The sequence below is a fragment of the Magnetospira thiophila genome (genome assembly GCF_054657015.1).
Map to the genome: position 1 here is coordinate 958,790 of NZ_BAAHXF010000002.1, position 25,285 is coordinate 984,074.

The following is a 25,285-nucleotide window of genomic DNA, read 5'->3' on the forward strand; positions in this document are numbered from 1 at the left end:
CTCATGGGCGATGCTCCCGACGGGGGAAACGTGTGACGGTCCAGCAAGGACCACAAGAGTAATATGTTCGGAGGCAGGAAAGTATGAGCGACAAGCCGCGTATGCCCGATGAGTGCGGGGTTCCCGACCCCATTCAGTACATGCACCCGGTGATGGTGAAGAACTATGGTAAGTGGGATTGGCATGACCGCCCCCGGCCCGGTGTTCTGCATCACGTTGCCAAAAGTGGTGATGAAATCTGGACCGTCAAGGCCGGTACCCAGCGTCAGATGGATCTCTATACCATCCGTCTGCTGTGCGATATCGCCGACGAGTTCGCCGAAGGTCACGTGCGGTTCACCGCCCGGTCCAACATTGAGTTCATGGTCAGCGACCAGTCCAAAGTTGATCCGCTGATCGCCAAGCTCAACGAGCACGGCTTCCCAGTGGGGGGCACGGGCAACTCGATCTCCATGATCTCCCACACCCAGGGCTGGTTGCACTGCGACATTCCGGGCACCGACGCTTCCGGCGTGGTCAAGGCCCTGATGGATGAGCTTTACGAAGACTTCATCCATGAAGAAATGCCGAACCGGGTGAAGATGACCACCTCTTGCTGCCAGATCAACTGCGGCGGCCAGGGCGACATCGCCATCAACATCCAGCACACCAAGCCGCCGGTGATCAACCATGATCTGGTGTCCAACATGTGCGAACGGCCGGCGGTTATTGCCCGCTGCCCGGTGGCGGCCATTCGTCCGGCGCTGGTCAACGGCAGGCCGAGCCTCGAAGTAGATGAACGCAAGTGCATCTGCTGCGGTGCCTGCTTCCCGCCCTGCCCGCCGATGCAGATCAACGATCCGGAGAACTCCAAGCTGGCCATCTGGGTCGGCGGTAAGCACTCCTCGACCCGTTCGAGCCCGGCTTTCCACAAGCTGGTCATCGCCGGTCTGCCGAACAACGCCCCGCGTTGGCCGGAAGTCGCTACTGCGGTAAAAAAGATCCTCGGTGCCTACAAGGCCGACGGTCGTCCCTGGGAGCGCATGAACGAATGGATCGACCGCATTGGTTGGCCGCGTTTCTTCGAGCTGACCGGGCTGCCGTTCACCAAGTATCACATCGACGACTGGCGGGGGGGCCGCAACTCCCTGAACACTTCCTCCCACGTCCACCTGTAAAAGGGGACGTGGCGGAAGCCACCGTTCGATTTAGGAGCAACCCAAGGGGAACCCAAGGGGGAGAAGACCATGAATATCGGCATCCTCGTCAATGAAGGGCCGTTCACCCACCAGGCATCGGACTCGGCGTACATGTTCGCCAAGGCCGCCATCGCCAAGGGGCACCAAGTGCCGCGGGTGTTTTTCTACTACGACGGCGTCAACAACGGAAACAAGCTGTCGGAACCGCAATCTGATGACCGCAATCTGGTCAAGCAGTGGGGCGAACTCGCCGCCGAGCACAACGTGGACCTGGTGGTCTGCGTGGCGGCGGGCCTGCGCCGGGGCATCAAGGATGAAATCCTGGCCGACGGTTTCCGCATCTCCGGCCTGGGCCAGCTTATCGAAGCCGGCATGGGGTGCGAGCGTCTTGTGACATTCGGTGATTAAGGGGGACTGTAATGCCTGAGTTCGAATTTGACACCGAAGGCGTCGTCAAGAAGTTCATGTTTCTGAACCGCAAGGCGCCTTACGGCACCATCTATGCCCTCGAAGTCCTGGAGACGGTTCTGATTTCCGCCGCCTTCGATCAGGATACCTGTCTGGCTTTCATCGATGACGGCGTCTACCAGATCATGAAGGGCGTGGACAATTCTGAAACCAACGCCATGAAGAACTTTTCCAAGACCTATCGGGCGCTCGACGGCTACGACGTTGAACGGCTGTATGTGGAAAAGGAATCCATGGAAGCCCGGGGCCTGACGGAAGACGATCTGATCGTCGATGTGGAGGTTTTGAGCGCCGCCGATCTGGCTGCCCTCATTGCCGAGCAAGACGTCATCATTTCTGGCTGAGCGCAGAGGAGAACGAAGACATGCTGCATATCGTCAACAAGTCGCCGTTCGAGCGGAATGCCCTCGATGCCTGCCTGCGTCTGGCTGAAAAGGGAAGCTCGATTCTGTTCATCGAGGACGGCGTTTACGGCGCCCTCGACAATACTGCCGTGACCGACCGCGTGAAGTCGGCCATGGCGGACCACGATTTCTACGTCCTAAGTGCCGATCTCAAGGTGCGTGGTGTCGATGGACGGGTAGTTGACGGCATCTCCGTCGTTGACTACGACGGGTTCGTGGATCTGGTGGTGGATAAGGGTCCCAGTAATTCCTGGCTCTGATTGATCGTCTACGGACGTCCACGACCATGGTTTCAAGAGTGGACCTCGTGTCCATCGCTTAACAAGGAGAGTAGTTGATATGGCTTATGAAGTGAATGGCAAGACTGTCGAACATGACGAGGAAGGCTACCTGACCAACCTGTCCGAGTGGTCCAAGGAAATCGCCGAGTTGATCGCCAAGGACGAAGGCGTTGACCTGGGTCCGGAGCACTGGGAAGTGATCGACTTCCTGCGTGAATACTACGAAGAATATCAGATTGCTCCGGCCATCCGCGTGCTGGTCAAGGCGATTGGTAAGAAGTTGGGCCCGGAGAAGGGCAGCAACAAGTACCTGTACGAGCTGTTCCCGTATGGCCCGGCCAAGCAGGCCTGTAAAATCGGTGGCCTGCCGAAGCCGACCGGCTGCGTCTGATCGTATGGTGGCGGAGGAGACCCCTCCTCCGCCGCATACCGGACAGCCGAACGCCTCGAATCTCCATTGGGATTCCGGGTCGCTGGTACGGAAACGTTGAGTTTTTTGGATTTTCGTGAGGGAGAGCGCCTCCATGACGCTCCTAACGGTAGTCTATGCCCTGTTGTTCTACTTCGCGACCATTGTCTTGGTCGTGTTCACGGGGCTGAAGATCAAGCAGTTCGCGACGGTTCCGTCGCCACTGGTGATTCCGACAACACCCGCGCCGACAACTCGGACCGGGGTGGTGTTCCGCCTTGCCAGAGAGGTGGCGCTGTTCGAGAGTCTTTTCAAGTCCAATCGCTGGATTTGGATTTTCGCCGTGCTGTTCCATGGCGGACTGGCTCTGGTTGTCGTGCGCCACTTGCGCTACTTCACGGAACCGGTGTGGTTCTGGGTCTCCCTCGCCCAGCCTTTGGGAATTTACGGCGGCATGGCCATGGTGGTCGGGCTGCTCGGTCTGTGGGCGCGGCGCTTCCTGGTCGATCGGGTGCGCTACATTTCGCAGCCCTCCGATCATTTGATGCTGGCCCTGCTGGTCGGGATTGGCATGACCGGACTGGGCATGAAGTTCGTTGCGCATACGGATATCGTTCAGCTAAAGGCGTTCACCCTGGGCCTCGTCACCTTCAACTGGCAGCCCCTGCCGACCGACCCGGCGTTGCTCATTCATCTGGCCCTGGTGGCCGTTCTCATGATCGTGTTTCCGTTCAGCAAGCTCCTGCATGCACCGGGCGTGTTCTTCAGCCCGTCCCGGACCATGGTCGATAACCCGCGCGAAGTTCGCCATGTGGCCCCCTGGGCGGCCCCCATGGATGCGACGCGGGAACGCTAAACAAGGACGACTGGAGGGTTATCGTGGCCAAGGCGAAAATCGAAACTCCGGAGCTCCGGAAATACCGCGAAATCCCGGCCATTGTGCCGGGGTCGATGGACCATTCGCAACCGTTCATCGCCAAGCCGGAGCACCAGGAACCGTTGGGTTTTCCGGGCGAACTGGTGGATGACTGGGAAAACAAGGCGGTGGCCAAGCTCGGTGACCTGCTCACCAAGTACAAGTCGCTCCAGGTGTATATGGATTCCTGCGTCAAATGCGGGGCCTGCACCGACAAATGCCATTATTTCCTGGGCACCAGCGACCCCAAGAACATGCCGGTGGCGCGCCAGGATCTGTTGCGCAGCGTCTACCGCCGCTATTTCACCCTGGCCGGGAAGATCGCGCCGAAACTGGTCGGTGCCAAGGACATGACCAAGGAAGTCCTGGACGACTGGTACAAGTATTTCCACCAGTGCTCCCAGTGCCGCCGCTGCTCGGTATTCTGCCCCTACGGCATTGATACCGCCGAGATCTCCATGGCTGCCCGCGAGATCATGGATCACGTCGGCGTTGGCCAGAAGTATTGCAATGAAATCCTGACCAAGGTGCACAAGATCGGCAACAACCTGGGCCTGCCGGAACCGGCGCTGATCCAGACTCTGGAAGATCTGGAAGAGGACGTGAAGGACGAGACCGGATTTGACGTCAAGTATCCGGTCAATCAGCAAGGGGCCGAGGTCCTGCTGGTCACCCCGTCCGCCGACTTTTTCGCCGAACCGCATATTGACGGCCTGATTGGCTACGGCAAGGTGTTCCATCAGGCGGGCATTAGCTGGACGGTCAGCACCTATGCCTCTGAAGCGGCCAACTTCTCCATGTTCATCGGGTCCTATGACCAGCTGTTCAAGGTCGCCAACCGAATTCGCAAGGCGGCTTTGGATTTGGGCGTCAAGCGGATCGTGTTCGGCGAATGCGGCCATGCCTGGCGGGTCGCCTATTCTTTCCTCAATACCCTGGCCGGTCCCTGGGACTTCCTGGACCCGAACTATCCGGTGCCGCAGCATATCTGCGAGTTTACGCACGACATGATCAAGCGCGGCGCGCTGAACCTGGACAAGGAAGCCAACGACCACATGACGGTCACCTTCCACGACTCCTGCAACGTGGCCCGCGCCTCGCGCATGGGCGACATGCCGGGCGGTCAGTTCCATATTCCGCGTGAAGTCATCAAGGCCAGTTGCAACAACTTCGTCGACATGTCTCCCGAAACCATCCACGAAAGCACCTATTGCTGTGGCGGTGGCGGCGGTCTGTTGACCGACGATCTGATGGAACTGCGCGTCAAGGGTGCCCTGCCCCGCATGGAGGCCCTGACCGATGCCCGTGAACGCCACGGGGTGACCCACATGGCGGCCATCTGCGCCATCTGCAAGAGTCAGTTCACCAAGGTCATGCCCTATTACGGCTTCGATATGGACGCTATCGTTTCGGTGCACCAATTGGTGAGCAACGCCATCCGTCTGGGCACAAAGGAGTAATCCTGGCCCCGTTTCAGAGTTTCAAGAATTCAGTAGCACGGTGAGGAAGCAATGAATCAACAAACATCGAATACCGCTCTGACGTACCGCCGGTACAAAGAGGGCGATAAGAATTGGAATCGCTACGAGGACAAGATCTTCCAGGCGAGTTGGTCCTACAAGTGCCCGACCTACGTGCACAAGACCCCACCGTGTCAGGGAAGCTGCCCCTCCGGTCACGACATTCGCGGCTGGCTGGCCATTGCCCGCGGCATGGATAAGCCGCCGGTGGAAGGCATGTCCTGGCAGGAATATGCGTTCCAGCGCATGACCGAAGCCAACCCGTTCCCGGCCTGCATGGGTCGTGTCTGCCCGGCTCCGTGTGAAGACGGCTGCAATCGCAACGAAGTCGATGACTATGTGGGCATCAACTCGGTCGAGCAGTATGTGGGCGACTGGGCCATTGAGAACAAGATCGGCTTTCCCAAGCCGGAAAAGGAAACCGGCAAGAAAGTCGCCGTCATCGGCGGTGGTCCGGCCGGTCTGGCCGCGGCCTTCTTCCTGCGCCGCGACGGCCATGGGGTCACGGTTTTCGAATCCCTGCCCGAACTGGGCGGCATGATGCGCTATGGCATTCCCGGCTACCGTACCCCGCGTGAGATGCTGGACGCCGAAATCGGCCGTATCATCGACATGGGCGTGGAAGCCAAGACCGGCGTCAAGGTCGGTGTGGACGTCACCATCGAACAGTTGGAAAAAGACTTTGACGCCATTTTCTGGGCCATTGGCGCCCAGAAGGGCCGTCCGCTGCCGATCCCGAGCTGGGACAATACCCCCAACTGCCTGACCGGTGTCGATTTCCTGCGCGCCTTCAACGAAGGCCGCCTGCAATACGTGACCAAGCGCATTGTCGTGGTCGGCGGTGGCGACACCTCCATCGACGTGGCCTCGGTGGCCCGTCGTCTGGGGCATATCTCCACCACCCACGAAAAGGATCGTCCGGAAAATGTCGTGCTCGGCCATACGGCCCATGACGTGGCCGGTGCCGCGGCCCGCGAGGGCGTGGCCTCGACCCTGACCTCGCTGTTCCCGATCGAACAGATGACGGCCGCCGATCATGAGCGTCAGGATGCCCTGCGCGAAGGCGTGGACATCCGTGGCGGCGTCATGCCCCTGGAAGTCCTCAAGGACGCGGGCGGTCGCGCCATCGGCCTGAAGATGTGCGAATGCGATATGGACGGCATGCGTCCGATCCCACGCGAGGGCACCGAGTTCACCATCGAATGCGATCTGGTGGTCTCGGCCATCGGTCAGATGGGCGACATGACCGGCATCGAGGTCATGGACAACGGTCGCGGCTTCATCGAGGCCAACAAGACCTTCCAGGTCAAGGGCAAGGAAAACAAGCACTTCGCCGGTGGCGACATCCTTCGCCCGCACCTGTTGACCACGGCCATCGGCCAGGGTTCCATTGCCGCCGAGAGCATCGACAAGGTGCTGGCCGGGGCCGAGGAACTGGGCAAGCGTCCGCGTGTCGATGTGCATCACTTCAACCTGATGGAAGAACTCCGCGATCGCGGTCTGGAGCCCTCGAAGGCTGAAGGCCCGACCCGGGGCACTTCCGATGCGGATTTCGCAGTGCACAACTACGAAGACCGTTCCTTCGCCGAAATCATCCCGCACAACGACCTGTACCTGGGTCATTTCCCGTTCAAGGCGCGCAACAAGCGGCCGGAAATCCAGATCGGGGCCGAGGAAGTGCTGGGCAACTTCCAGGAACGCATCAAGTCGCTGACCGAGGAAGCCGCCCAGGATGAAGGCAAGCGCTGCATGAGCTGCGGCATGTGCTTCGAATGCGACAACTGCGTGATCTATTGCCCGCAGGATGCCGTGCATCGGACCAAGAAAGCGGACCGGGCCGTCGGTCGGTATGTGTATACTGAATACACCCGCTGCATTGGTTGTCACATCTGCGCCGATGTCTGCCCGACCGGCTACATCGACATGGGCCTCGGGGAGTAAACCCATGATCCGGATGACGTGGTTAATGGCTATCGCCGTTCTGGTGCTGGGGGCATTCCCCGCCCAGGCCGGTGACGGTTCGCTCCTGCCCCACCTGACAAAGGGCAAGGGCACGCAATGTGTGGAGCCCACCAATGTCATGCGGCGCAACCACATGGACTATCTCAAGCACCAGCGCGACGAGACCATGCGGCAAGGAATCCGCGGGGAGAAATACTCCCTGGCGGAATGCGTCGAATGCCACGCCACGCCGGACCCGCGCCCCGAAGTCAAGGCCGAAACCCTGTATGGTTTCTGCCAGCAATGCCACAGCTACGCCGCCGTGACCATCGACTGCTTCGGTTGTCACACCCCGGTGCGTGGCGAGGGCGGACATAGCGCCCTGCAAGACGAGACCTGGAAGGGTTTCGAATTGGCCCACAAGCCTCGACAAGAGGAGAAGGCCCAATGACCGAACTGCATTCTGATCTGTCGCTGGACCACAACAAGCGTCGCTTGCTTGCGGGCGCAGCGGCGGCGGCGACCATGACCATAGCTCCAGGTGTGCTGTTGGTCGCGCCCAAGCCTGCCGAGGCTGCGGTGACCGGGCCGGTCACTGACAAGGTCCGCTGGGGACTGCTGATTGATACCACCAAGTGCGATGCGGGCTGCGATGCCTGTGTCGGGGCCTGCAAGGCCGAGCACGGCTGGGGTGACGAAAGCAAAAGCAATGACCAGCAGGATGCCCAGTGGATTCGCAAGGTCGATGTCAAAAATCCCAAGACCGGCTACGCCTTTTCCCTGCCCATGATGTGCCAGCATTGTGAAAACCCGCCCTGTGCCGACGTTTGCCCGACCGGGGCCTCGTTCAAGCGGGCCGACGGGATCGTGCTGGTCGACAAGCATATCTGCATCGGCTGCCGCTATTGCATGATGGCCTGCCCCTACAAGGCCCGCTCCTTTGTGCATGAAGATCTGGTTATGCAGAAAACCCACACGCCGCGCGGCAAGGGCACGGTGGAGAGCTGCAACATGTGTTCGCACCGGGTCGATCACGGTCGCCTTCCGGCCTGTGTTGAAGCCTGTGCCGCCAAGGCCGGGGGAGCCATGCTGTTCGGGGATCTGAACGATCCCAACAGCGAGATTGCCCGGCGGGTTGCCAGCATCGCCACGACCCAGATCCGGGCTGACCTGGGGCTTAACCCGGGCGTTCTGTATCACGGCTTCTGAGGGGGAACGAAAGTATGAAACGGATCAACCTGGATCACGTTGCCGCCTCGGGCAGCAAATATTACCTGTTCCTCGGCTGGCTCGGCCTTGTCGTGCTCGCGGGTTTGGCTTGCGTTCTCTACATGGAGCATAACGGCCATTGGGTCACCGGGATGAACAACCAGATTGTCTGGGGCACCCCGCATGTCTTCGCCGTGTTCCTGATTGTCGCCGCCTCTGGAGCGCTGAACGTGGCCTCCATCAGTTCCGTGTTCGGCAAGAAGATGTACAAGCCGCTGGCCCCCCTATCGACCGTCGTGTCGGTGGCCCTGCTGGCCGGTGGACTGGCCGTTCTGGTGTTGGATCTGGGCCGCCCGGACCGTTTGACCGTGGCCATGACCAGCTATAACTTCAAGTCCATTTTCTCGTGGAACATCTACCTCTATACCGGCTTCTTCGTCATTGTCCTGGCCTATTTGTGGGTCATGCTGGAACGGCGGATGAACCCCATTTCGTCGAAAGTGGGGCAGTTCGCCTTCGTCTGGCGTCTGGCCCTAACCACCGGTACGGGCTCGATTTTCGGTTTTATCGTGGCCCGTCAGGCCTATGACGCGGCGATCATGGCGCCGATGTTCATCATCTTCTCCTTTGCCTATGGGCTGGCCTTCTTCAATCTCGTGGTCTTGGCCATCTACAATTGGACAGGCCGCGAATTGGGCTGTTACGTGACCCAGCGCATGGGCGATTTGCTGCGCATTTTCATCGCCGGCTCTTTCTACTTCGTGACCGTCTATCATCTCACCAACCTCTATGCCACGGAACATCACGGCTGGGAGCGTTTCGTTCTGATGGAAGGCGGCGTCTACACCAGCCTGTTCTGGATCGGGCAGGTCGGCATCGGCTACGTGCTGCCCATGGTGTTGCTGTTCAATCCCGGAACGCGGTCCTCCTGCAACGCCATTTCCATCGCCTCCATTCTGGTACTCATTGGCGGCATGGCGCAGATGTACGTCACCATCATCGGCGGTCAGGCTTTCCCGCTGATTTTGTTCCCCGGCATGGAAGTCAGCAGCAGCTTCTTCGACGGCAGGGTCAACAGCTACGTCCCCAGTGGTTGGGAAGTGGGTCTGGGCGTGCTGGGCTTTGCCGTGACGATGCTGATCATCGCCGTCGCGGCCAAGGCCTTGCGCATAGTGCCGGACTCGTTGAGCGACAAGTATCTCGACCCGGACTACGAAAAAACCCAGGCCCAGTTGGCCGCCGAGGCGGCCCTGGCCGAAGAGATCTGACCCACGTCAATACATGGAAACAGCAGGGGGGCCGGTCATCACCGCCCCCTGTTTTTTTGTCGCTCTTTATGGCTTTTGACGGCAGCAAAAGTCCCTATATAGGTCACAACATTTTTTGAGCCCCGTTATTGCCGCTGATTGAGGAGCCCCATGGGCCACGTCTACATTTCCGCCGCGCACAAATCGTCGGGCAAAACCACGGTAAGCATCGGTCTGTGCGCCGCCCTGGCGCGCCGTGGGCTCGACGTGCGCCCGTTCAAGCGCGGTCCGGACTATATCGACCCCATGTGGCTCGGACGGGCCGCCGGGACGGCCTGCCACAATCTGGATTTCCATGTGCAGTCGGCGGACGAGATTCGTGCGTCGCTGGCCCGTCGTGGCGTCGGCGGGGATATTTCGCTGATCGAAGGCAACAAGGGTTTGCATGACGGCATGGACCCGGAAGGCTCCGATTCCAATGCCGCCTTGGCCAAATTGTTGCAGGCCCCGGTGGTGCTGGTGCTCGATTGCCAGGGCATGACCCGCGGCATCGCCCCCCTTGTGCTCGGTCTTCAGGCCTTCGACCCGGACACGGATATTGCCGGGCTCATTCTCAACCGGGTTGGCGGGGCGCGTCATGAAAGCAAACTGCGCACCGTCCTGGAGCGCTACACCGATCTGCCGGTGCTCGGCGCCCTGCACAACAACCCGGCCCTGGAAATCCGCGAGCGTCATCTGGGATTGATGCCAAGCAACGAAGCCCCGGCTGCCCAAGCCCAAATCAAGACCATTGCCGATGCGGTGGACGCTGCCATTGATCTGGATCACCTGTTGCGCATTGCCCATCGGGCACCCACACTGCCCCCACCACCGCCCCTCCCCGCCCCACGGGCCAGGGACGTGCGGATTGCCGTGGCACGGGACGCAGCCTTCGGATTTTATTATCCCGGCGACCTGGAAGCCTTGCAGGCGGCGGGGGCCGATCTGTTGTTTATCGACCTGACCTCCGATCAACAATTTCCGGAAGTGGACGGCCTGTTTCTCGGCGGCGGCTTTCCGGAGACCCAGGCCGAAACCCTGAGTGCCAATCGGGCCATGCGGGTCCAGATTCACGCGGCGCTGCGCAACGGCCTGCCCGCCTACGCGGAATGCGGCGGGCTGATGTACTTGTCACGCACCATCCAGTGGCAGGGCCGCACCCACGAAATGGCCGGGGTCGTGCCCGCCGACACGGTGATGGGCGACCGCCCCCAGGGCCGAGGCTATATTCGGCTGCGCGAGACCGGGGCCGGTCCCTGGCCGTTGACCGACGCCCGGGGTCAGCCGACCGAGTTTCCGGCCCATGAATTCCATTATTCGCGGCTGGTCAATCTGGACCCTGCATTGACTTATGCCTGGCAGGTCTTGCGCGGCCACGGCATAGACGGACACAATGACGGAATCGTCATCCACAATCTGTTGGCGGGCTATGGTCACATGCGCCATGTGACCGCCAATCCCTGGGCCGAGCGTTTCGTCGCTTTCGTCCGGGCTCAAGCGACGACCGGAGGAACCCCATGAGCCAAGCTCCAGAAAAAGAAACCAAGTCTCCCTGCGTGTCCCTGGTCGGTGCCGGGCCGGGTGACCCGGACCTGCTGACCGTCAAGGCCCTGCGGCTGATTCAGAGCGCCGACGTGGTGGTCTATGACCGGCTGGTCTCCGACGAGATCATGGAACTGATTCCAGCCGGGGCCACGCGCATCTTTGCCGGCAAGGCGGCGCTGCATCACCATATGAAACAGGGCGACATCAATGAAACCCTGGTCAATCTGGCGCGCAGCGGTCGCCGGGTGGTGCGCCTGAAAGGCGGCGATCCTTTCATTTTCGGACGCGGCAGCGAAGAGGCCATGTATCTGGCCGAACACGGAATTTGTTTCGAGATCGTGCCCGGCATCACCGCCTCGGCGGGCTGCACTGCCTACGCGGGCATTCCGCTCACCCATCGGGGCCTTTCCACCGGGGTGCGGATCGTCACCGGCCATGTGCGCGAGGGCGAGGAATTGGACCTGGACTGGCAAGGTCTGGCCGATCCCAACACGACGCTGGTGGTCTACATGGGTCTGACCAACGTGGCGCGCATTTCCCGTGAACTGATCGCCCACGGCCTGCCGCCGGAAACCCCCGCCGCCGCTGTGCAATCGGGCACCACGCCGCGCCAGCGGGCCGCCGCCTCGACCCTGGCCGAATTGCCGGAGATGCTGGAACGGGAGCAATTCAAGGCTCCCAGCCTGTTGGTCATCGGCAAGGTGGTCTCCCTGGCCAACACCCTGGCCTGGAAAATCCCGCAATCCTCCTGCGACATGGAAGCTCATGGCTAATCGGTTCAAGGATTCCGCGCTTTTGCTGGTCGGCCATGGGTCGTCGGTGAATCCCCAATCGTCCCGGGCAACCTTTGACCATGCGGAAGAACTGCGGTGCCGCGATCTGTTCGCCGAAGTCGCGGTCGGATTCTGGAAGGAAGCGCCGAAGCTCGATGTCTGCCTGGAGGGCGTGACCTCCGAGACGGTCTATCTGGTGCCCAATCTGGCCTGCAAGGGCTATATCACCGGCGAGGTTCTGCCCCGGGAAATGGATCTCGACGGCCCCGTGACGCGGCGCAATGGGCAACGCATCGTGGTCTGCGATCCGGTGGGCACCCACCCGTTGATGGCCGAGATCCTGGCCGACCGCGCCTGCTCCATCATGACCGATCAGGGACTGCACCCGGACGAAACCTGTTTGATTCTGGTCGGCCACGGCTCGAGCCGAAATCGTAAATCAGCCATCCAGACCGAGGCGGTGGCCGCCAGGTTGGCGCAGATGCAATTGGCTGCCGACGTACGCACTGCGTTCCTGGAACATCCGCCGCTGGTCAACGAATGGGCCGGAGATACGGCCAAGCGCAACGTCATCGTCATTCCGTTCATGATTTCCAACGGCCTGCACGGGGCGGAGGACATTCCCCGCCTGCTCGGCCTCGCCGCCGACGATCCGGCCCTGGCGATCCTGGCCGAAACCGGAAAGCCTGCCGGACCCTACGATCTTCAGGGCCGCCGCCTGTGGTATTGCCGGGCGGTGGGGTGCGAGACGCGCATCGCGGAAGTGATCTTGCGACAGGTGGAACGGGCCACGCGGAAGCTCAAATAACTCATATGCGGATTTGAAAACTGTTATCATGGCCCGATGATGACGGAAGAGTCGGAACTCCATCTGCCCGAGATTGACCCCACGACAGCCCTGAATTGGCAGCTTCGTGGAGAGGCGGTGATTCTCGACGTACGCGAGGCCTCGGAATACGATTTCGAGAACATCCCCGGCTCGGTACTGCTGCCCCTGTCCTTCCTCGATCCCAAGCGGGCTCCAGCCATTTTCCACAACAAGGTGATTGTGATTTGTGCCATGGGCAAGCGCGGAGCCGCCGCCCAAAGGCAACTCGTGGAATGCGGCCTGCCGCAAATCTATAATCTGACCGGCGGAATTGCCGCCTGGAAACAGGCCGGGCTGGAGATCCAGGGCGGCAAATACGAGGCGCTGGATTATACCATCTGAGGCTAACCTGCATCATGTGCAATGCAGCAATTCCGAATTGACGCTTGCAATAATATACCCACCAAGACTAGCCTAAGTGACCGTATAGTATATCTTCGGGGGTTGATGTGCTAACAGGTTACATGGATCGATGCGCAGTCGAACTGCGTCTGAGTGCTTCGTTATTTCTCATCTCCTGCCTTCTGGCGGTCGGCTTTGTCACGCCGGTGCAGGCGGCAGCTGTGTCTTCCACCGCCGATCATACCAAGTTCAAGGAACTGGAAGGGCCATTCGAAACCGGCCCCGAGGTCACCACGGCTTGCCTCAAGTGCCACACGGAGGCCGCCAAGCAGGTTCACAAGACCAAGCACTGGACCTGGTCGGTGGTCAACAAGCAGACCGGCCAGAAACTCGGCAAGCGCAACGTCATCAACAATTTCTGCATTTCCACCCAGTCCAATATCGGCTCTTGTTCCTCCTGCCATGTGGGCTACGGCTGGACCGACAACACGTTCGATTTCTCTTCGGAGGCCAATGTGGATTGTCTGGTCTGCCATGACGGCACCGGCACCTATGACAAGAAACGCCTGCAGGAAGGCAAGAGCGTCAACCTGCGTCTGGTGGCCCAGAATGTCGGCCCGACCAGCCGCGCCACTTGCGGAGCCTGCCACTTCAAGGGCGGGGGCGGCGCAGCGGTGAAACACGGCGACCTGGACCCCTCCATGACCACGCCAGACATGTTTCTTGACGTGCATATGGATGCCGACGGCCTGAATTTTTCCTGCGCCACTTGCCACACCACCGACGCTCATATGGTCAGCGGCAGCCGCTACGCGCCCAAGGCCAAGGGTGCCGAGGGCATCGTGGTGCCCGGCAAGAAGGACCAGAATCGCGCCTCCTGTCAGGCCTGTCACGGCCATCGTCCGATGAAGGACGAAAAGCTGAACGATCATACGGACCGTCTGGCCTGCACCGCCTGCCACGTCCCGGCTTTCGCCCGTGGCGACTTTCCGACCAAGATGTGGTGGGACTGGTCCACCGCCGGTCGCATGAATGCCGAGGGCAAGCCCTTTGAAGAACACGATGCCAAGGGCCAGGAAATCTATAATTCCAAAAAAGGCGACTTCAAGTGGGGCAGCGACGTGGTGCCCGAATACGTCTGGTTCAACGGCACCGTCCGCTACACCCTGGTGGGCGAGGAAATCGACCCGAGTTCCATCGTCGCGATCAACACATTCGAGGGCAGCGCCGACGATCCCGACGCCCGCCTCTGGCCGGTCAAGGTGATGCGCGGCAAACAGCCCTACGATGCCGTCAACAAGACCATGGCTCCGGTCCATACCACCGGCAAGGACGGTTATTGGACACAGTTCCAATGGCAGGACTCGGTGGCCAAGGGCATGGCCGCCGTGGGTTTGCCGTTCAGCGGCGAGGTGGGGTTCGTCGAGACCACCATGATGTGGCCGATGGCCCATATGGTCGCCCCGACCGAGAAATCCCTGGACTGCGAAGATTGCCACGCCAAGAACGGTCGTCTGGCCGGTGTGACGGGCATGTACATGCCCGGTCGCGATGGCTGGCCGCTGATCGACTATGCGGGCTATGCCCTGGTGATCCTGACCTTCCTAGGCGTAATCGGTCATGGTGCCTTGCGCATGGTCATGCATTCCCATTCGAAGCGGGATTGAAAAGGAGGAACCTCATGGAGTCGTCCGACCGCTATGAAATCCGAATGACCCGGCGTCAGGTCCTGGCGATGGGTGGAGCGATGGCCCTGACAACCGCTCTGGCCGCTCTGTTGCCCGCCGAGGCGCTGGCCGATCCCAAGGATGCCGAAAAGCTGCTCACCGACCTGACCGGCGGGGTCAAACCGGAGTTGAGCCGGATCAGCATCGACCTGCCGCCCTATACGGAATACGGCAAACAGGTGCGGGTGGCCATCGCGGTGGACAGTCCGATGACCGATACCGACCGGGTCAAGGCCCTGCATCTGATCGCCGAACGCAACACGGTGCCCGAGGTCGCCTCCTACCGCTTCGGTCCAATGGCCGGAACGGTGGCCGTGTCCACCCGCATCCGGGTGGCGCGAACGCAGATCCTGACCGTGTTGGCGGAAATGAGTGACGGATCGTTCCATATCGGCAAGGCCCGCTGCAAGGTCGCCCGCGGCGGCGGCGGCTGCGGTTGATGGGGAGGAAAACAGATGAGCGACAAAGCCCCTGAAATCAAAGTGCCCCGTCAGGTCACCCCCGGCGTGCCTTTTCTGATCCGCACCAAGGCCTGGCACCCCATGGAGACCGGCTGGCGCAAGGACCCCGAAGGTCAAACGGTCCCGCGCAACCGGATTCATACCTTCACCTGCACCTTCAATGGGGCCGAGGTGGTAAGCGCCGACTGGCATTCCGGGGTCTCGGAGAACCCCTACTTCACCTTCTATGCCCAGGTGCCCGGGGCCGGGACCTTCGAATTTACCTGGCAGGCCGACGACGGCACCACGTACCGCCGAACCGCACAGGTCGCCGTTGCGACCGCCTGAGGCTCAACCGTTCAAAAATGAGAAAAATCTGAGGAGGGTTTCGCTATGAGACAAATGACTGGATTGTGGGTTTTGCTGGCGTTGGTTTTCTTCCCCTGGTCCCAGGGGGCCGGAGCGGCGGAAGAACCCGCTTTCGAGCCCTATTCCAAGATCATCGACTATGACACCTTCAAGACCTACGCGGTCATCCCGGTACGCGACGACGTGGTGATCGTCGATTCCCGTCCGACCCGCAAGAAGTACGACCTCGGCCATGTGCCGGGAGCGATCAACATTCCCAACACCTTCTTCGACAAGCATGTGGACATGCTGCCCAAGGACAAGGGCACGGCGCTGATCTTCTATTGCGGCGGCCTCAAATGCCCGCTCAGCCACAAGTCGGCGGTCAAGGCGGAAGCCCTGGGCTATACCAACATCATGGTGTTCGCCGAAGGCTTCCCCAAGTGGAAGGCCGAAGGGAACTTCGCCTCGGTTTCAGCCGCCTACGTCAAGAACCTGATCGACAATCCCGACGGCACGGTGATCATCGACGCCCGTCCGGCGCGCAAACAGTACGACCTGGGTCACGTCCCCACCGCCATCAACATTCCCAACACCTTCTTCGACAAGATGACCGACAAGCTGCCCACGGATAAGGCCACCGGGCTGATCTTCTATTGCGGCGGCCCCAAATGCCCGTTGAGCTTCAAGTCGGCGACCAAGGCCCAGGAATTGGGTTATACCAACATCTTGTTGTTCCAGGACGGCTATCCGGGCTGGAAAGCCGCCTACGGTGACGGCCCGACGGTCGGTGCCGCTCCGGCCGTGGAGGAAGCCCCGGCTCCCGCCGCGACCTTGCAGGCCGGCCCCGGTGGCGACACCATCACCATCGAATCCTTCAACAGCATCGTCACCTCATCCCCGGACAGCGTGACCCTGATCGACGTGCGCGATCCGGGTGAATACAAGGCGGCCCATATGCCCAACGTGAGCAACATTCCGGTGGAAGAACTGGAGGAACAGGTGGCCGATCTGCCCTCGGACAAGCCGTTGGTCTTTGTCTGCGCCACTGGTGCCCGGAGCAGCGAGGCCTATGACATCGTCAAGATGGTGAAACCCGACATGGAGGTCTATTACCTCGACGCCGAAGTTGATTTCGCCAAGGACGGCAGCTTCAAGGTCAAGCCGCATCCATAAATCCTCACCTGATTCGGCGGGGCGGCATGGTCGCCCCGCCTGACAAAATTCCCGAGGGGGCACGTTCATGGCACGCATCTATATCTTCAAGCGGTTCGAGCGGTTCTGGCATTGGAGTCAGGCGGCCCTGATCATCGTCATGATGGTCACCGGCTTTGAAATCCATGGCACCTACAGGATTTTCGGCTTCGAGCAGGCCGGGATCTATCACACCACCGCCGCCTGGATCTTGATCGGTCTGTGGGCGTTCGCCATCTTCTGGCATTTCACCACCGGCGAATGGAAACAGTACATTCCAACCACCGAAAACCTGTTCGCCATGATGCGCTATTATGCGGGCGGCATTTTCGTTGATGCGCCGCACCCCTTTCGCCAGACCCAGCTTCGCAAGCACAACCCCTTGCAAAGGTTGGCCTATTTGTGGGTCAAGCTGATGATCAACCCGTTGATCTGGATCAGCGGCCTGCTTTATCTCTATTACAATGAATGGCCTGCCGTGGTGGCCGGGCTGTTGACTCTGGAAATGGTCGCCTTCGTGCATCTGGTGACCGCGTTCATGATGGCGATTTTTTTCGTCCTTCATATTTACTTCGCCACCACCGGACATACACCGCTGGCCCACATCGAAGCCATGATCACCGGCTACGAAGAAACCGAGGACGACGAGGAAACTCCGGCCAAGGCTTGACGATGGTCAAGCCACGGAACGTGCTTTCGGGTTAGCCTCCGTTGCAGAGTTTCGCATCGGAGTCTTGCCGTGCCCAAACGTTTGCTTCATCGTCCCCTGCCGCCCCTGCATTGGATCTGCTGGCTGAAAATCGGCATTGGCGGCGGAGTCGGAATCGCCCTGGTTGCCGGGATCGGGGAAATGAGCGGCATTCCGTTGCTCATCGCGCCGTTCGGGGCAACCGCCGTGCTGCTGTTCGGCGCACCGTCCAGCCCCCTGGCGCAACCGCCCAACGTGATCCTCGGCCATGTGGTCGTGTCCATGCTCGCCATCGTGCTGCGCGCCGTTCTGCCCCCCGACTGGTGGGCCATGGGTTTGGCGGTGGGTTTGGCCATGCTGTTAATGGCCGTGCTGCGCATCACCCATCCCCCGGCGGGGGCAGATCCCATCGTGATTTTCTTGTCCGATCCGGGACCGGAATTTGTTCTGGTGCCCATTCTGGCCGGGTCCTTGCTGCTCATGACCCTGGCCATGATCGTGCACCGGATACCGCCGCGCACCACCTATCCCCTTCCCCCCAAATAGCTCGCACCACGACCGGCGGGACCGCTATAATCGGCCCATGCTGCGCGCCATCGCCCCACGTCTGATGCAATCGCTGATCGTCCTGCTGGCGGTCTCCTTTGCCGTTTACGGGTTGATGGGGCTGATGCCGGGCGATCCCATCGACCTGATGGTCGCCGCCGACCCCCACCTGACCCCTGCCGACGCGGCACGGCTGAAGGCTTTGTACGGCCTGGATCAACCGCTCCTCACCCGCTACGGCCATTGGCTGACGGCGGCCGTGCAGGGGGACTTCGGCTATTCCCGACTGTTCGCCAAACCGGTGTTGGAGGTGTTGCCGGAGGCTCTGGGACATACGGCGGGACTGATGCTCGCGGCGCTCGGCCTGTCCCTGCTGATCGGCCTGCCGCTCGGCATGTGGGCCGCCACCCGCCCCTATTCGAAGCTCGATTATGGGGTCAATCTGCTGGCTTTTGCCGGAATCTCTGTGCCGCCTTTTTGGCTCGCCCTCGTGCTGATTTTCATTTTTGCCGTGTTTCTCGGGATTCTCCCGGCCGGGGGCTTGGAAACCGGCGACGGCGGATTCTGGAGCGGTCTCACCTTCCTGGTCCTGCCGGTGGCCAGTCTGACCCTCGCCAGCATCGGCGGCCATACCCGCTACATGCGCGCCGCCATGATCGAGACCCTGCGCGCCGACTATATCCGTACCGCCCGGGCCAAGGGGCTGGGCGAAGGCCGGGTGGTGCTGCGCCATGCCCTGCGCAACGCCCTGCTGCCGGTGGTGACCATTATCGGCCTGGACTTCGGGGTGCTGTTTTCCGGGGCGCTGATCACCGAGACCATCTTCGCCTATCCGGGCATGGGACGGCTGATCTATGACGCGGTGATGGGCAACGACTTCAATCTGGCCCTGGTCGCCCTGCTGCTGGCCACCGCCATGACTCTGCTGGGCAATCTGTTGGCGGATCTGGCCTACAGAGCCCTCGATCCACGTATTCATTTCCGCGAGGCCCGGCCATGAGGCGTTTCTGGCGTCATCGTCTGGCCGTCGGCGGGGCCCTCACCCTGGCCGCCCTGACCGCCCTGGTGCTGCTGGCCCCGGTCATTGAGCGGATGTTGGATTTGGACCCCGAGGCGATCAATCTTTTCGCCCGCTTTGCCCCGCCCTCCGCCGCCCATCCCCTGGGCACCGATGAACTGGGCCGCGACCTGTTGGCCCGGCTGTTGCGCGGCGGACAGGTTTCCCTGGCGGTGGGATTGGCGGCAGCGCTGGCGGCGGCAATCATCGGCACGACGGTCGGACTATTCGCTGGAACCCGAGGGGGCTGGATGGATGCGCTGCTGATGCGGCTGACCGACGGAGTGATTTCTCTGCCCCTATTGCCGTTGTTGATCGTTTTGGCGGCCCTCGATCCGACCAAATTGGGCCTAGGGACTGCCTGGCTGACCTCGGAACAGGCCAGTCTGCACCGCATTGTGCTGATTGTCGCCCTGGTCGGCTGGACCACCGTCGCCCGACTGGTGCGCGGCGCGGCCCTGGCCCTGCGCGAGCGGGAATTCGTGCTGGCGGCCCATGCCTTAGGAGCCTCACAGAGCCGCATCGTGTTGCGCCATATCCTGCCCAACCTGCTGTCGCCGGTGATCGTCGCCACCACCTTGTCGGTGGGCAATGTGATCCTGCTGGAATCGGTGCTCAGTTTTCTCGGCCTGGGGATTCAGCCCCCGGTGCCCAGTTGGGGCAACATGCTGACCAATGCGCAGGAACTGGTCTGGGAGAGCCCGGCCCTGGCCCTGTGGCCGGGGGCGCTGATCTTTGTCACGGTGATCGCCTTCAACTTCCTCGGCGATGGTTTGCAGGACGCCCTTGATCCGCGTGCCACACAGAAATCAAGATAAGGGCTATTTCTTGGCTTTCCAGGCCGCCAATCGCCGTTCACCCTGCTCGATCTGAAAGTTGTTCATGCGGCTCACCAGCCCGTCCAGGGCCTTTGGGAGATCGTAGCGTTCCGACTCCGCATTCAGCCGGGTCAGGTTGCGGGCGGCCAATTTGTACCAGACATAGCCCTCCACCAGATCCTGATCGACGCCCCAACCCTCTTCGTACATGGCCCCGAGCAGGAATTGCGCCACCGGATGGCCGCGTTCCGCCGCCTTGCGATACCATTCCCGGGCCAAGTTGAAATCATGGGGCACGCCCTTGCCGTTGAAATAGAGTTGGCCGAGCCGAAATTCCGCCTCCGCATTGTTGCCCAGCTTGGCCGCCAACCGATACCATTCGGCGGCCCGCTTGGGGTCCTGACGCACGCCGGTTCCGGTCTCATAGAGGTGGCCCAACTGGTATTGGGCGTCGATATGTCCCTGGCGGGCCGCTTCAGAGTACCATTTGACCGCCGCCATAGGCTCCACGGGGACGCCCTGTCCGGTGCGGTAGGCCTCGGCCAATCCATACTGATCGCGCGGATCTCCCGCCGCCGCTCCCCGGCGCAAGGCCCGCAACTCCAGGACCTGCGGATCTTCGGCCATCATCATGGCATGCAGCTCGGAGACCTTGGGCAGATCGGTATTCCACCACACGGCCAGACTGATCAACCCGACCGCCAGCAACACGAGAACAAGGATCGTGCGCCTGCTCATGGCCGGGCCGCCGGGTTATCGGGCAAGGTTATGATCGTAGATCCCGACCCGCTGCTGAGGATTGGCATGGGGGTCCGGGCGGTCGTAGCAGACCACATCACCGAGAGTTTCATAGCAAAACACCGCCGCTTCCGGGCGTGGCTCGTCTTCCTTGCAATAGGTCATCCCCTGTTCCCAGCGCACGGTCGAACAATCCTTGCCGCTGGCCCAGGAGATCACATGATCGCCGACCGTCTTGTCGGTGACCATGACGGTCCCGACTTCCAGGCCACCGAACTGGTTGGAGCAGCCGCTCAACAACACCAGGGCGACAACAAGCATTAGGGGGCTGCGCATTTCCGTTCTCCCGTTTACTCCATCATACAGCATCGCCCGGCAGATTTTAAGGGACCGTAAACATCTTGAACAATACGGACCGAAAGGGATAATACGCTCGACTTTTCGAACAGCTGAGGAGCCTTGATCATGGCAGTGGAAACCCCGATTTGCGATTTTGGCTGGAAAGCCCCGGATTTCAGCCTCAAGGGCATCGACGGCAAGACCTATTCCCTGGCCGATGTGCGCGGCCCCAACGGCACGCTGGTGATGTTCATCTGCAATCACTGCCCCTATGTGAAGGCCATTATCGAGCGTCTGGTGCGCGACGCGAAGGAGCTTCAGGCCCTGGGTCTGGGGGTGGTTGCCATCATGTCCAACGATACGGAGACCTACCCCGACGATTCGTTCGACAACATGAAGCGGTTCGCCCAACAGCAGGGATTCACCTTCCCCTATCTGATCGACGAGACCCAGGACATCGCCCGCGCCTATGACGCCGTCTGCACCCCCGACTTCTTCGGCTTCGATAAGGATCTGGGCCTGCAATACCGGGGCCGCCTGGACGCCTCGCGCAAGGAAACTGGCCCCGCCGACGCCCGCCGGGAGCTGTTCGAGGCCATGGTCCAGGTCATCAACACCGGTCACGGCCCTGCCGAGCAGATTCCCAGCATGGGCTGTTCCATCAAATGGCGCGACGCCGGGTGAGCCGATACCTCCGAGGTGCCGGGGGATGAGGGATGACAAACCGTTCGCGGACCGGTAATGTCCCCCGATTATCGGCGCGTCGGACCCGCCCGCGCCGATCCTGAAATTGCCCAAGTCGAGGACAATCCGTGGCCGAGCAAAAAGACCCCACACAAGACATGCTGTTCCGCGAGGTCGAGGAAGACCTGCGCGCCGAACAGCTTGCCGCCTTCTGGAAGACCTGGGGCAACTGGATCATCGGGGCCGCCGTGGCCCTGGTGGTGTGCGTTGCCGGATATCAGGGCTGGCGCAATTACGACGTCAGCAGCCGCAACGCCGAAGGCGAGCGCTTTGCCAGCGCCCTGCAACTGGCGCGCACGGAGCAGACCGATCAGGCCATCTCCGCCCTCTCCCAGATGGGCCAGGACTCCCGCGACGGCTATGCCATGATGGCGCTGTACCGCGAGGCTTCGTTGCTGGCCAAGAAAGGCGACCGCAAGGCGGCGTCGCTGGTGTTTGCCAAGCTGGCCGACGACAGCCGCTTTCCGGCCCTGTACCGGGACATGGCCATGGTCCTTTCCGCCCTCAACGACATGGATCAGGGGACGACGGCGGAATTGATCAGCCGTCTGGAACCGATCGCCACGGACGACAATCCCTGGCGTCACTCCGCCCGCGAACTGATCGCCGCGCTGTCCTACAAGGCTGGCGACATGGACAAGGCCAAACAACTCTACCAGCGGCTTTCCGAAGAAGTCGGCATCCCCACCGGCCTGCGCAACCGCGCGACCGAAATGCTTGCCGTTCTTGATCGTTAGGAGCGTGCCGTCCATGCCCCAAGCCCGTGTCCTGCGCGCCGTCCCCGCCCTGGCCCTGATGCTGCTGGCCCTGAGTGCCTGCGGCACCTGGTTCGGGGAAAAGGACGACGCCCCCTTGCCGGGTGAGCGCATTTCGGTGCTACTGCATGAGCAGACCCTGACTCCGGACAAAGAAGTCGCCGGTCAGGAAATCCTGCTGCCGCCGCCGAGCATCAATGCCGAGTGGCCGCAGTCGGGGGGCTATGCCAACCATGCCATGCACCACACCCAAAGCGCCGACGTGCCGCAACAGGTCTGGACGGCGGATGTCGGGGCCGGAGCCGATGACACGGACCGGCTGATTGCCCAACCCATCATCGCCGACGGCAAGGTCTTCACCATTGATTCTGAATCCATGGTGTCGGCCTTTGACGAAAAGACCGGCGACGTTCTGTGGCGGCGTGACCTCACGCCCGACGACGAGGACGATGCCCATATCGCCGGAGGACTGGCCTATTATCGCGGCGGCCTGTTCGTCACCACTGGCTTCGCCGAGGTGTTTGCCATCAACGCGGTGAGCGGCAAAGTGTTTTGGCGCTATCGGGCCTCCGCCCCCATGCGCGCCGCCCCGGCGGCCCGTCACGGCAAGGTGTTCGTCGTCACCACCGACAACAAACTGCTCGCCCTCAATGCCGCCACCGGCAATCTGGCCTGGACCTACGAGGCGCTATCCGAAGAAGTCGGCCTGCTCGGCTCGGCCACCCCGGCGGTGGACCGGGGGATCGTGGTCGCCGCCTTTCTGTCCGGGGAACTGGTCGCCCTGCGCGCCGACAGCGGCCGCGAATTGTGGAACGAATCCCTGGCCTCGCGGCGGCGGGTCGGAGCCTTGTCCAACATGTTCCAGATTCGCGGCAATCCGGTGATCGACCGCGAGCGGGTGTTTGCCATCAACCACGGCGGCCTGTTGGTGGCGGTGGATCTGCGGACCGGTCAACGGGTCTGGGAAGAGGAAATCGCCGGCAGTGACATGCCTTGGGTGGCGGGCGATTACATCTATGTGCTGACCAACGATTCGGAATTGCTCTGCCTGTCGCGAAAAAACGGGGCCTTGTACTGGGTGGCCTCGCTGCCCCGCTGGGAAGACGAAGAGGAAAAGCTCGACCTGATCGTCTGGTCCGGACCGCTGCTGGCCAGCGACCGGCTGGTGGTCGCCGGGTCCAACGGTCTGGCCCTGGCTTTATCCCCCTATGACGGCCATGTGCTGGGTCAGGTGGAATTGCCCGACCGGGTGAAAATCCCGCCGGTGATCGCCAACGGCACCCTGTATTTCTTGTCCGACGACGCGACATTAGTCGCCTACCGCTGACGAGATTCCCCATGTCCCGCCCCTTTACCCTGGCCATCATTGGCCGCCCCAATGTGGGCAAGTCCACCCTGTTCAACCGGTTGGTCGGCAAGAAGCTGGCCCTGGTGGACGATACCCCCGGCGTTACCCGCGACCGCCGCGAGGGGGATGGAAGGCTGGCCGAATTGCGCTTTCGGGTGCTCGACACGGCGGGTCTGGAAGACAGTCTGGACGACAGCATGGAAGGCCGCATGCGGCGGCAAACGGAAGCCGCGCTGGTCGAATCCGACGTCATCCTGTTCCTGTTCGACGCCCGCGCCGGGGTGACGCCGCTGGATGCCTATTTCGCCAATCAACTGCGCGCCCAAAAAACTCCCGTTTTGCTGCTGGCCAACAAATGCGAAGGCCGGGCCGCCCAGCCCGGGCTCTACGAAGCCTACAAGTTGGGGCTGGGCGATCCGATGCCGTTTTCGGCCGAACATGGCGAGGGCATGAACGAGCTTTACGAAGCCATCGCCCCGATGATCGAGGCCCTGGAGCAGCAACAGGCCGAACAGACCGAACCGCTTGACGCCGCCTTTGAAATCGACCTGGATGAAAACGGTCAGGCGGCGGACGAGGACGACGGCACCCGCGCCCTGCAACTGGCCATCGTCGGTCGTCCCAACGTGGGCAAATCCACCCTGGTCAACCGTCTGCTCGGCCAGGACCGCATGTTGACCGGACCGGAAGCCGGGCTGACCCGGGATTCCATTTCCATTCCCTGGGAGCATGGGGGACGCCCGATCAAATTGGTCGATACGGCGGGTATGCGCCGCCGCGCCCGGGTTCAGGACAAGCTGGAGAAACTCTCGGTGGCCGATGGTCTGCGCGCCGTGCGCTATGCCCACGTGGTGGTGCTGGTCATTGATGCCCATCAGCCGCTGGACAAGCAGGACCTGACCATTGCCCGGCAAGTGGTCGAGGAAGGCCGGGCCCTGATCCTGGGCATCAACAAATGGGACAGCGTCCCCGACCGCAAGGCCGCCCTGGGCCATATCCAGGACAAGCTGGAAACCTCGCTGCCCCAGGTGCGCGGCATTCCGGTGATTACCTTCTCGGCCAAGACCGGCCACGGGGTCAATCGTCTGATGCCCGCCGTGCTCGACATATACAACGCCTGGAACCGGCGCATTCCCACCTCCCGGCTCAATGACTGGCTGGCCCATGTCACCGACCACCATCCGCCCCCCCTGGCCCGCGGTCGCCGCCTCAAATTGCGCTACATCACGCAGGCCAAGACCCGACCGCCGACCTTTGTCATTTTCGCCAGTCTGCCCGAGGAACTGCCCGAGTCGTATTCGCGCTATTTGATCAACGGGTTGCGCGAAGACTTCGAGATGCCCGGCGTGCCCATCCGCCTGCTGATGCGCAAGGGCAAGAACCCATTTGCCGGACGATGAACC

At 61.5% G+C, this 25,285-nt stretch carries 29 protein-coding genes; 27 read left to right on the plus strand and 2 right to left on the minus strand.

Annotation, left to right across the window (positions count from 1 at the left end):
* Nucleotides 1-83: 83 nt before the first annotated feature.
* The 23 genes from dsrB (at nucleotide 84) to ACYQ1P_RS14395 (ending at nucleotide 19,958) form a co-directional block, all read left to right on the plus strand.
* Nucleotides 84-1,157, plus strand: a complete 1,074-nt coding sequence (dsrB, locus tag ACYQ1P_RS14285) for a dissimilatory-type sulfite reductase subunit beta (RefSeq protein ID WP_460021011.1) — start codon at nucleotides 84-86, stop codon at nucleotides 1,155-1,157.
* Between the two features lie 69 nt (nucleotides 1,158-1,226).
* Nucleotides 1,227-1,586, plus strand: a complete 360-nt coding sequence (tusD, locus tag ACYQ1P_RS14290; RefSeq protein ID WP_460021012.1) for a sulfurtransferase complex subunit TusD — start codon at nucleotides 1,227-1,229, stop codon at nucleotides 1,584-1,586.
* Nucleotides 1,587-1,597: 11 nt separating this feature from the next.
* A complete protein-coding gene (gene tusC, locus ACYQ1P_RS14295; RefSeq protein ID WP_460021013.1) occupies nucleotides 1,598-1,990 on the plus strand; it encodes a sulfurtransferase complex subunit TusC in 393 nt (130 codons plus the stop codon).
* 20 nt (nucleotides 1,991-2,010) lie between these two features.
* Nucleotides 2,011-2,310 carry a sulfurtransferase complex subunit TusB gene (gene tusB, locus ACYQ1P_RS14300; protein ID WP_460021014.1) on the plus strand — a complete coding sequence of 100 codons (300 nt, stop codon included), beginning with the start codon at nucleotides 2,011-2,013 and terminating at the stop codon, nucleotides 2,308-2,310.
* 79 nt (nucleotides 2,311-2,389) lie between these two features.
* Nucleotides 2,390-2,722: a TusE/DsrC/DsvC family sulfur relay protein gene (locus ACYQ1P_RS14305; RefSeq protein ID WP_460021015.1), complete on the plus strand. Its 333-nt coding sequence runs from the start codon at nucleotides 2,390-2,392 to the stop codon at nucleotides 2,720-2,722.
* Nucleotides 2,723-2,855: 133 nt separating this feature from the next.
* Nucleotides 2,856-3,596 carry a respiratory nitrate reductase subunit gamma gene (locus ACYQ1P_RS14310; RefSeq protein ID WP_460021016.1) on the plus strand — a complete coding sequence of 247 codons (741 nt, stop codon included), beginning with the start codon at nucleotides 2,856-2,858 and terminating at the stop codon, nucleotides 3,594-3,596.
* A gap of 23 nt (nucleotides 3,597-3,619) precedes the next feature.
* Entirely contained in the window at nucleotides 3,620-5,116 is a 1,497-nt protein-coding gene (gene dsrK, locus ACYQ1P_RS14315; protein WP_460021017.1) for a sulfate reduction electron transfer complex DsrMKJOP subunit DsrK, read from the plus strand.
* A gap of 51 nt (nucleotides 5,117-5,167) precedes the next feature.
* Entirely contained in the window at nucleotides 5,168-7,117 is a 1,950-nt protein-coding gene (locus ACYQ1P_RS14320; protein WP_460021018.1) for an NAD(P)-binding protein, read from the plus strand.
* Between the two features lie 4 nt (nucleotides 7,118-7,121).
* Nucleotides 7,122-7,568, plus strand: a complete 447-nt coding sequence (locus ACYQ1P_RS14325) for an Hdr-like menaquinol oxidoreductase cytochrome c subunit (RefSeq protein WP_460021019.1) — start codon at nucleotides 7,122-7,124, stop codon at nucleotides 7,566-7,568.
* Entirely contained in the window at nucleotides 7,565-8,326 is a 762-nt protein-coding gene (gene dsrO / locus ACYQ1P_RS14330; RefSeq protein WP_460021020.1) for a sulfate reduction electron transfer complex DsrMKJOP subunit DsrO, read from the plus strand. Before ACYQ1P_RS14325 ends, dsrO begins: the two co-directional genes overlap by 4 nt.
* 14 nt (nucleotides 8,327-8,340) lie before the next feature.
* Nucleotides 8,341-9,594 carry an NrfD/PsrC family molybdoenzyme membrane anchor subunit gene (nrfD, locus tag ACYQ1P_RS14335; protein WP_460021021.1) on the plus strand — a complete coding sequence of 418 codons (1,254 nt, stop codon included), beginning with the start codon at nucleotides 8,341-8,343 and terminating at the stop codon, nucleotides 9,592-9,594.
* Nucleotides 9,595-9,744: 150 nt separating this feature from the next.
* Nucleotides 9,745-11,133, plus strand: coding sequence for a cobyrinic acid a,c-diamide synthase CobB (locus ACYQ1P_RS14340; protein ID WP_460021022.1), 1,389 nt, complete (start codon nucleotides 9,745-9,747; stop codon nucleotides 11,131-11,133).
* A complete protein-coding gene (gene cobA, locus ACYQ1P_RS14345) occupies nucleotides 11,130-11,930 on the plus strand; it encodes a uroporphyrinogen-III C-methyltransferase (RefSeq protein ID WP_460021023.1) in 801 nt (266 codons plus the stop codon). The genes ACYQ1P_RS14340 and cobA overlap by 4 nt, the downstream gene beginning before the upstream one ends.
* The gene (locus tag ACYQ1P_RS14350; protein WP_460021024.1) at nucleotides 11,923-12,738 is read left to right on the plus strand and encodes a CbiX/SirB N-terminal domain-containing protein; all 816 of its coding nucleotides are present in this window, start codon (nucleotides 11,923-11,925) and stop codon (nucleotides 12,736-12,738) included. The genes cobA and ACYQ1P_RS14350 overlap by 8 nt, the downstream gene beginning before the upstream one ends.
* Before the next feature lie 36 nt (nucleotides 12,739-12,774).
* Nucleotides 12,775-13,140 carry a rhodanese-like domain-containing protein gene (locus ACYQ1P_RS14355; protein ID WP_460021025.1) on the plus strand — a complete coding sequence of 122 codons (366 nt, stop codon included), beginning with the start codon at nucleotides 12,775-12,777 and terminating at the stop codon, nucleotides 13,138-13,140.
* 122 nt (nucleotides 13,141-13,262) lie between these two features.
* The gene (locus ACYQ1P_RS14360) at nucleotides 13,263-14,807 is read left to right on the plus strand and encodes a tetrathionate reductase family octaheme c-type cytochrome (RefSeq protein WP_460021026.1); all 1,545 of its coding nucleotides are present in this window, start codon (nucleotides 13,263-13,265) and stop codon (nucleotides 14,805-14,807) included.
* A gap of 14 nt (nucleotides 14,808-14,821) precedes the next feature.
* Nucleotides 14,822-15,307 carry a thiosulfate oxidation carrier protein SoxY gene (locus tag ACYQ1P_RS14365; protein WP_460021027.1) on the plus strand — a complete coding sequence of 162 codons (486 nt, stop codon included), beginning with the start codon at nucleotides 14,822-14,824 and terminating at the stop codon, nucleotides 15,305-15,307.
* A 15-nt stretch (nucleotides 15,308-15,322) separates the two neighbouring features.
* Nucleotides 15,323-15,655 (plus strand): thiosulfate oxidation carrier complex protein SoxZ, encoded by a 333-nt coding sequence (gene soxZ / locus ACYQ1P_RS14370; RefSeq protein ID WP_460021028.1) that lies wholly within the window; start codon nucleotides 15,323-15,325, stop codon nucleotides 15,653-15,655.
* A 45-nt stretch (nucleotides 15,656-15,700) separates the two neighbouring features.
* Nucleotides 15,701-16,831, plus strand: a complete 1,131-nt coding sequence (locus tag ACYQ1P_RS14375; RefSeq protein ID WP_460021029.1) for a rhodanese-like domain-containing protein — start codon at nucleotides 15,701-15,703, stop codon at nucleotides 16,829-16,831.
* Nucleotides 16,832-16,898: 67 nt separating this feature from the next.
* Complete coding sequence (locus tag ACYQ1P_RS14380) at nucleotides 16,899-17,519, plus strand: cytochrome b/b6 domain-containing protein (protein WP_460021030.1); 621 nt, start codon at nucleotides 16,899-16,901, stop codon at nucleotides 17,517-17,519.
* 69 nt (nucleotides 17,520-17,588) lie between these two features.
* Complete coding sequence (locus ACYQ1P_RS14385; RefSeq protein WP_460021031.1) at nucleotides 17,589-18,083, plus strand: HPP family protein; 495 nt, start codon at nucleotides 17,589-17,591, stop codon at nucleotides 18,081-18,083.
* Nucleotides 18,084-18,120: 37 nt separating this feature from the next.
* Entirely contained in the window at nucleotides 18,121-19,083 is a 963-nt protein-coding gene (locus ACYQ1P_RS14390) for an ABC transporter permease (RefSeq protein WP_460021032.1), read from the plus strand.
* A complete protein-coding gene (locus ACYQ1P_RS14395; RefSeq protein WP_460021033.1) occupies nucleotides 19,080-19,958 on the plus strand; it encodes an ABC transporter permease in 879 nt (292 codons plus the stop codon). The genes ACYQ1P_RS14390 and ACYQ1P_RS14395 overlap by 4 nt, the downstream gene beginning before the upstream one ends.
* 3 nt (nucleotides 19,959-19,961) lie before the next feature.
* Here the strand turns inward: ACYQ1P_RS14395 and ACYQ1P_RS14400 are convergent, their stop codons facing one another.
* Nucleotides 19,962-20,696, minus strand: coding sequence for a tetratricopeptide repeat protein (locus ACYQ1P_RS14400; RefSeq protein ID WP_460021034.1), 735 nt, complete (start codon nucleotides 20,694-20,696; stop codon nucleotides 19,962-19,964).
* A 15-nt stretch (nucleotides 20,697-20,711) separates the two neighbouring features.
* Entirely contained in the window at nucleotides 20,712-21,032 is a 321-nt protein-coding gene (locus tag ACYQ1P_RS14405; RefSeq protein ID WP_460021035.1) for a hypothetical protein, read from the minus strand.
* 129 nt (nucleotides 21,033-21,161) lie between these two features.
* Here ACYQ1P_RS14405 and ACYQ1P_RS14410 point away from each other — a divergent pair, with 129 nt between their 5' ends.
* The 4 genes from ACYQ1P_RS14410 (at nucleotide 21,162) to der (ending at nucleotide 25,282) form a co-directional block, all read left to right on the plus strand.
* Nucleotides 21,162-21,719 (plus strand): thioredoxin family protein, encoded by a 558-nt coding sequence (locus ACYQ1P_RS14410; protein ID WP_460021036.1) that lies wholly within the window; start codon nucleotides 21,162-21,164, stop codon nucleotides 21,717-21,719.
* A 128-nt stretch (nucleotides 21,720-21,847) separates the two neighbouring features.
* A complete protein-coding gene (locus ACYQ1P_RS14415; protein WP_460021037.1) occupies nucleotides 21,848-22,516 on the plus strand; it encodes a tetratricopeptide repeat protein in 669 nt (222 codons plus the stop codon).
* Nucleotides 22,517-22,529: 13 nt separating this feature from the next.
* Nucleotides 22,530-23,861: a PQQ-like beta-propeller repeat protein gene (locus ACYQ1P_RS14420; RefSeq protein ID WP_460021038.1), complete on the plus strand. Its 1,332-nt coding sequence runs from the start codon at nucleotides 22,530-22,532 to the stop codon at nucleotides 23,859-23,861.
* Nucleotides 23,862-23,872: 11 nt separating this feature from the next.
* Nucleotides 23,873-25,282 (plus strand): ribosome biogenesis GTPase Der, encoded by a 1,410-nt coding sequence (gene der, locus ACYQ1P_RS14425; protein WP_460021039.1) that lies wholly within the window; start codon nucleotides 23,873-23,875, stop codon nucleotides 25,280-25,282.
* Nucleotides 25,283-25,285 lie beyond the last annotated feature (3 nt).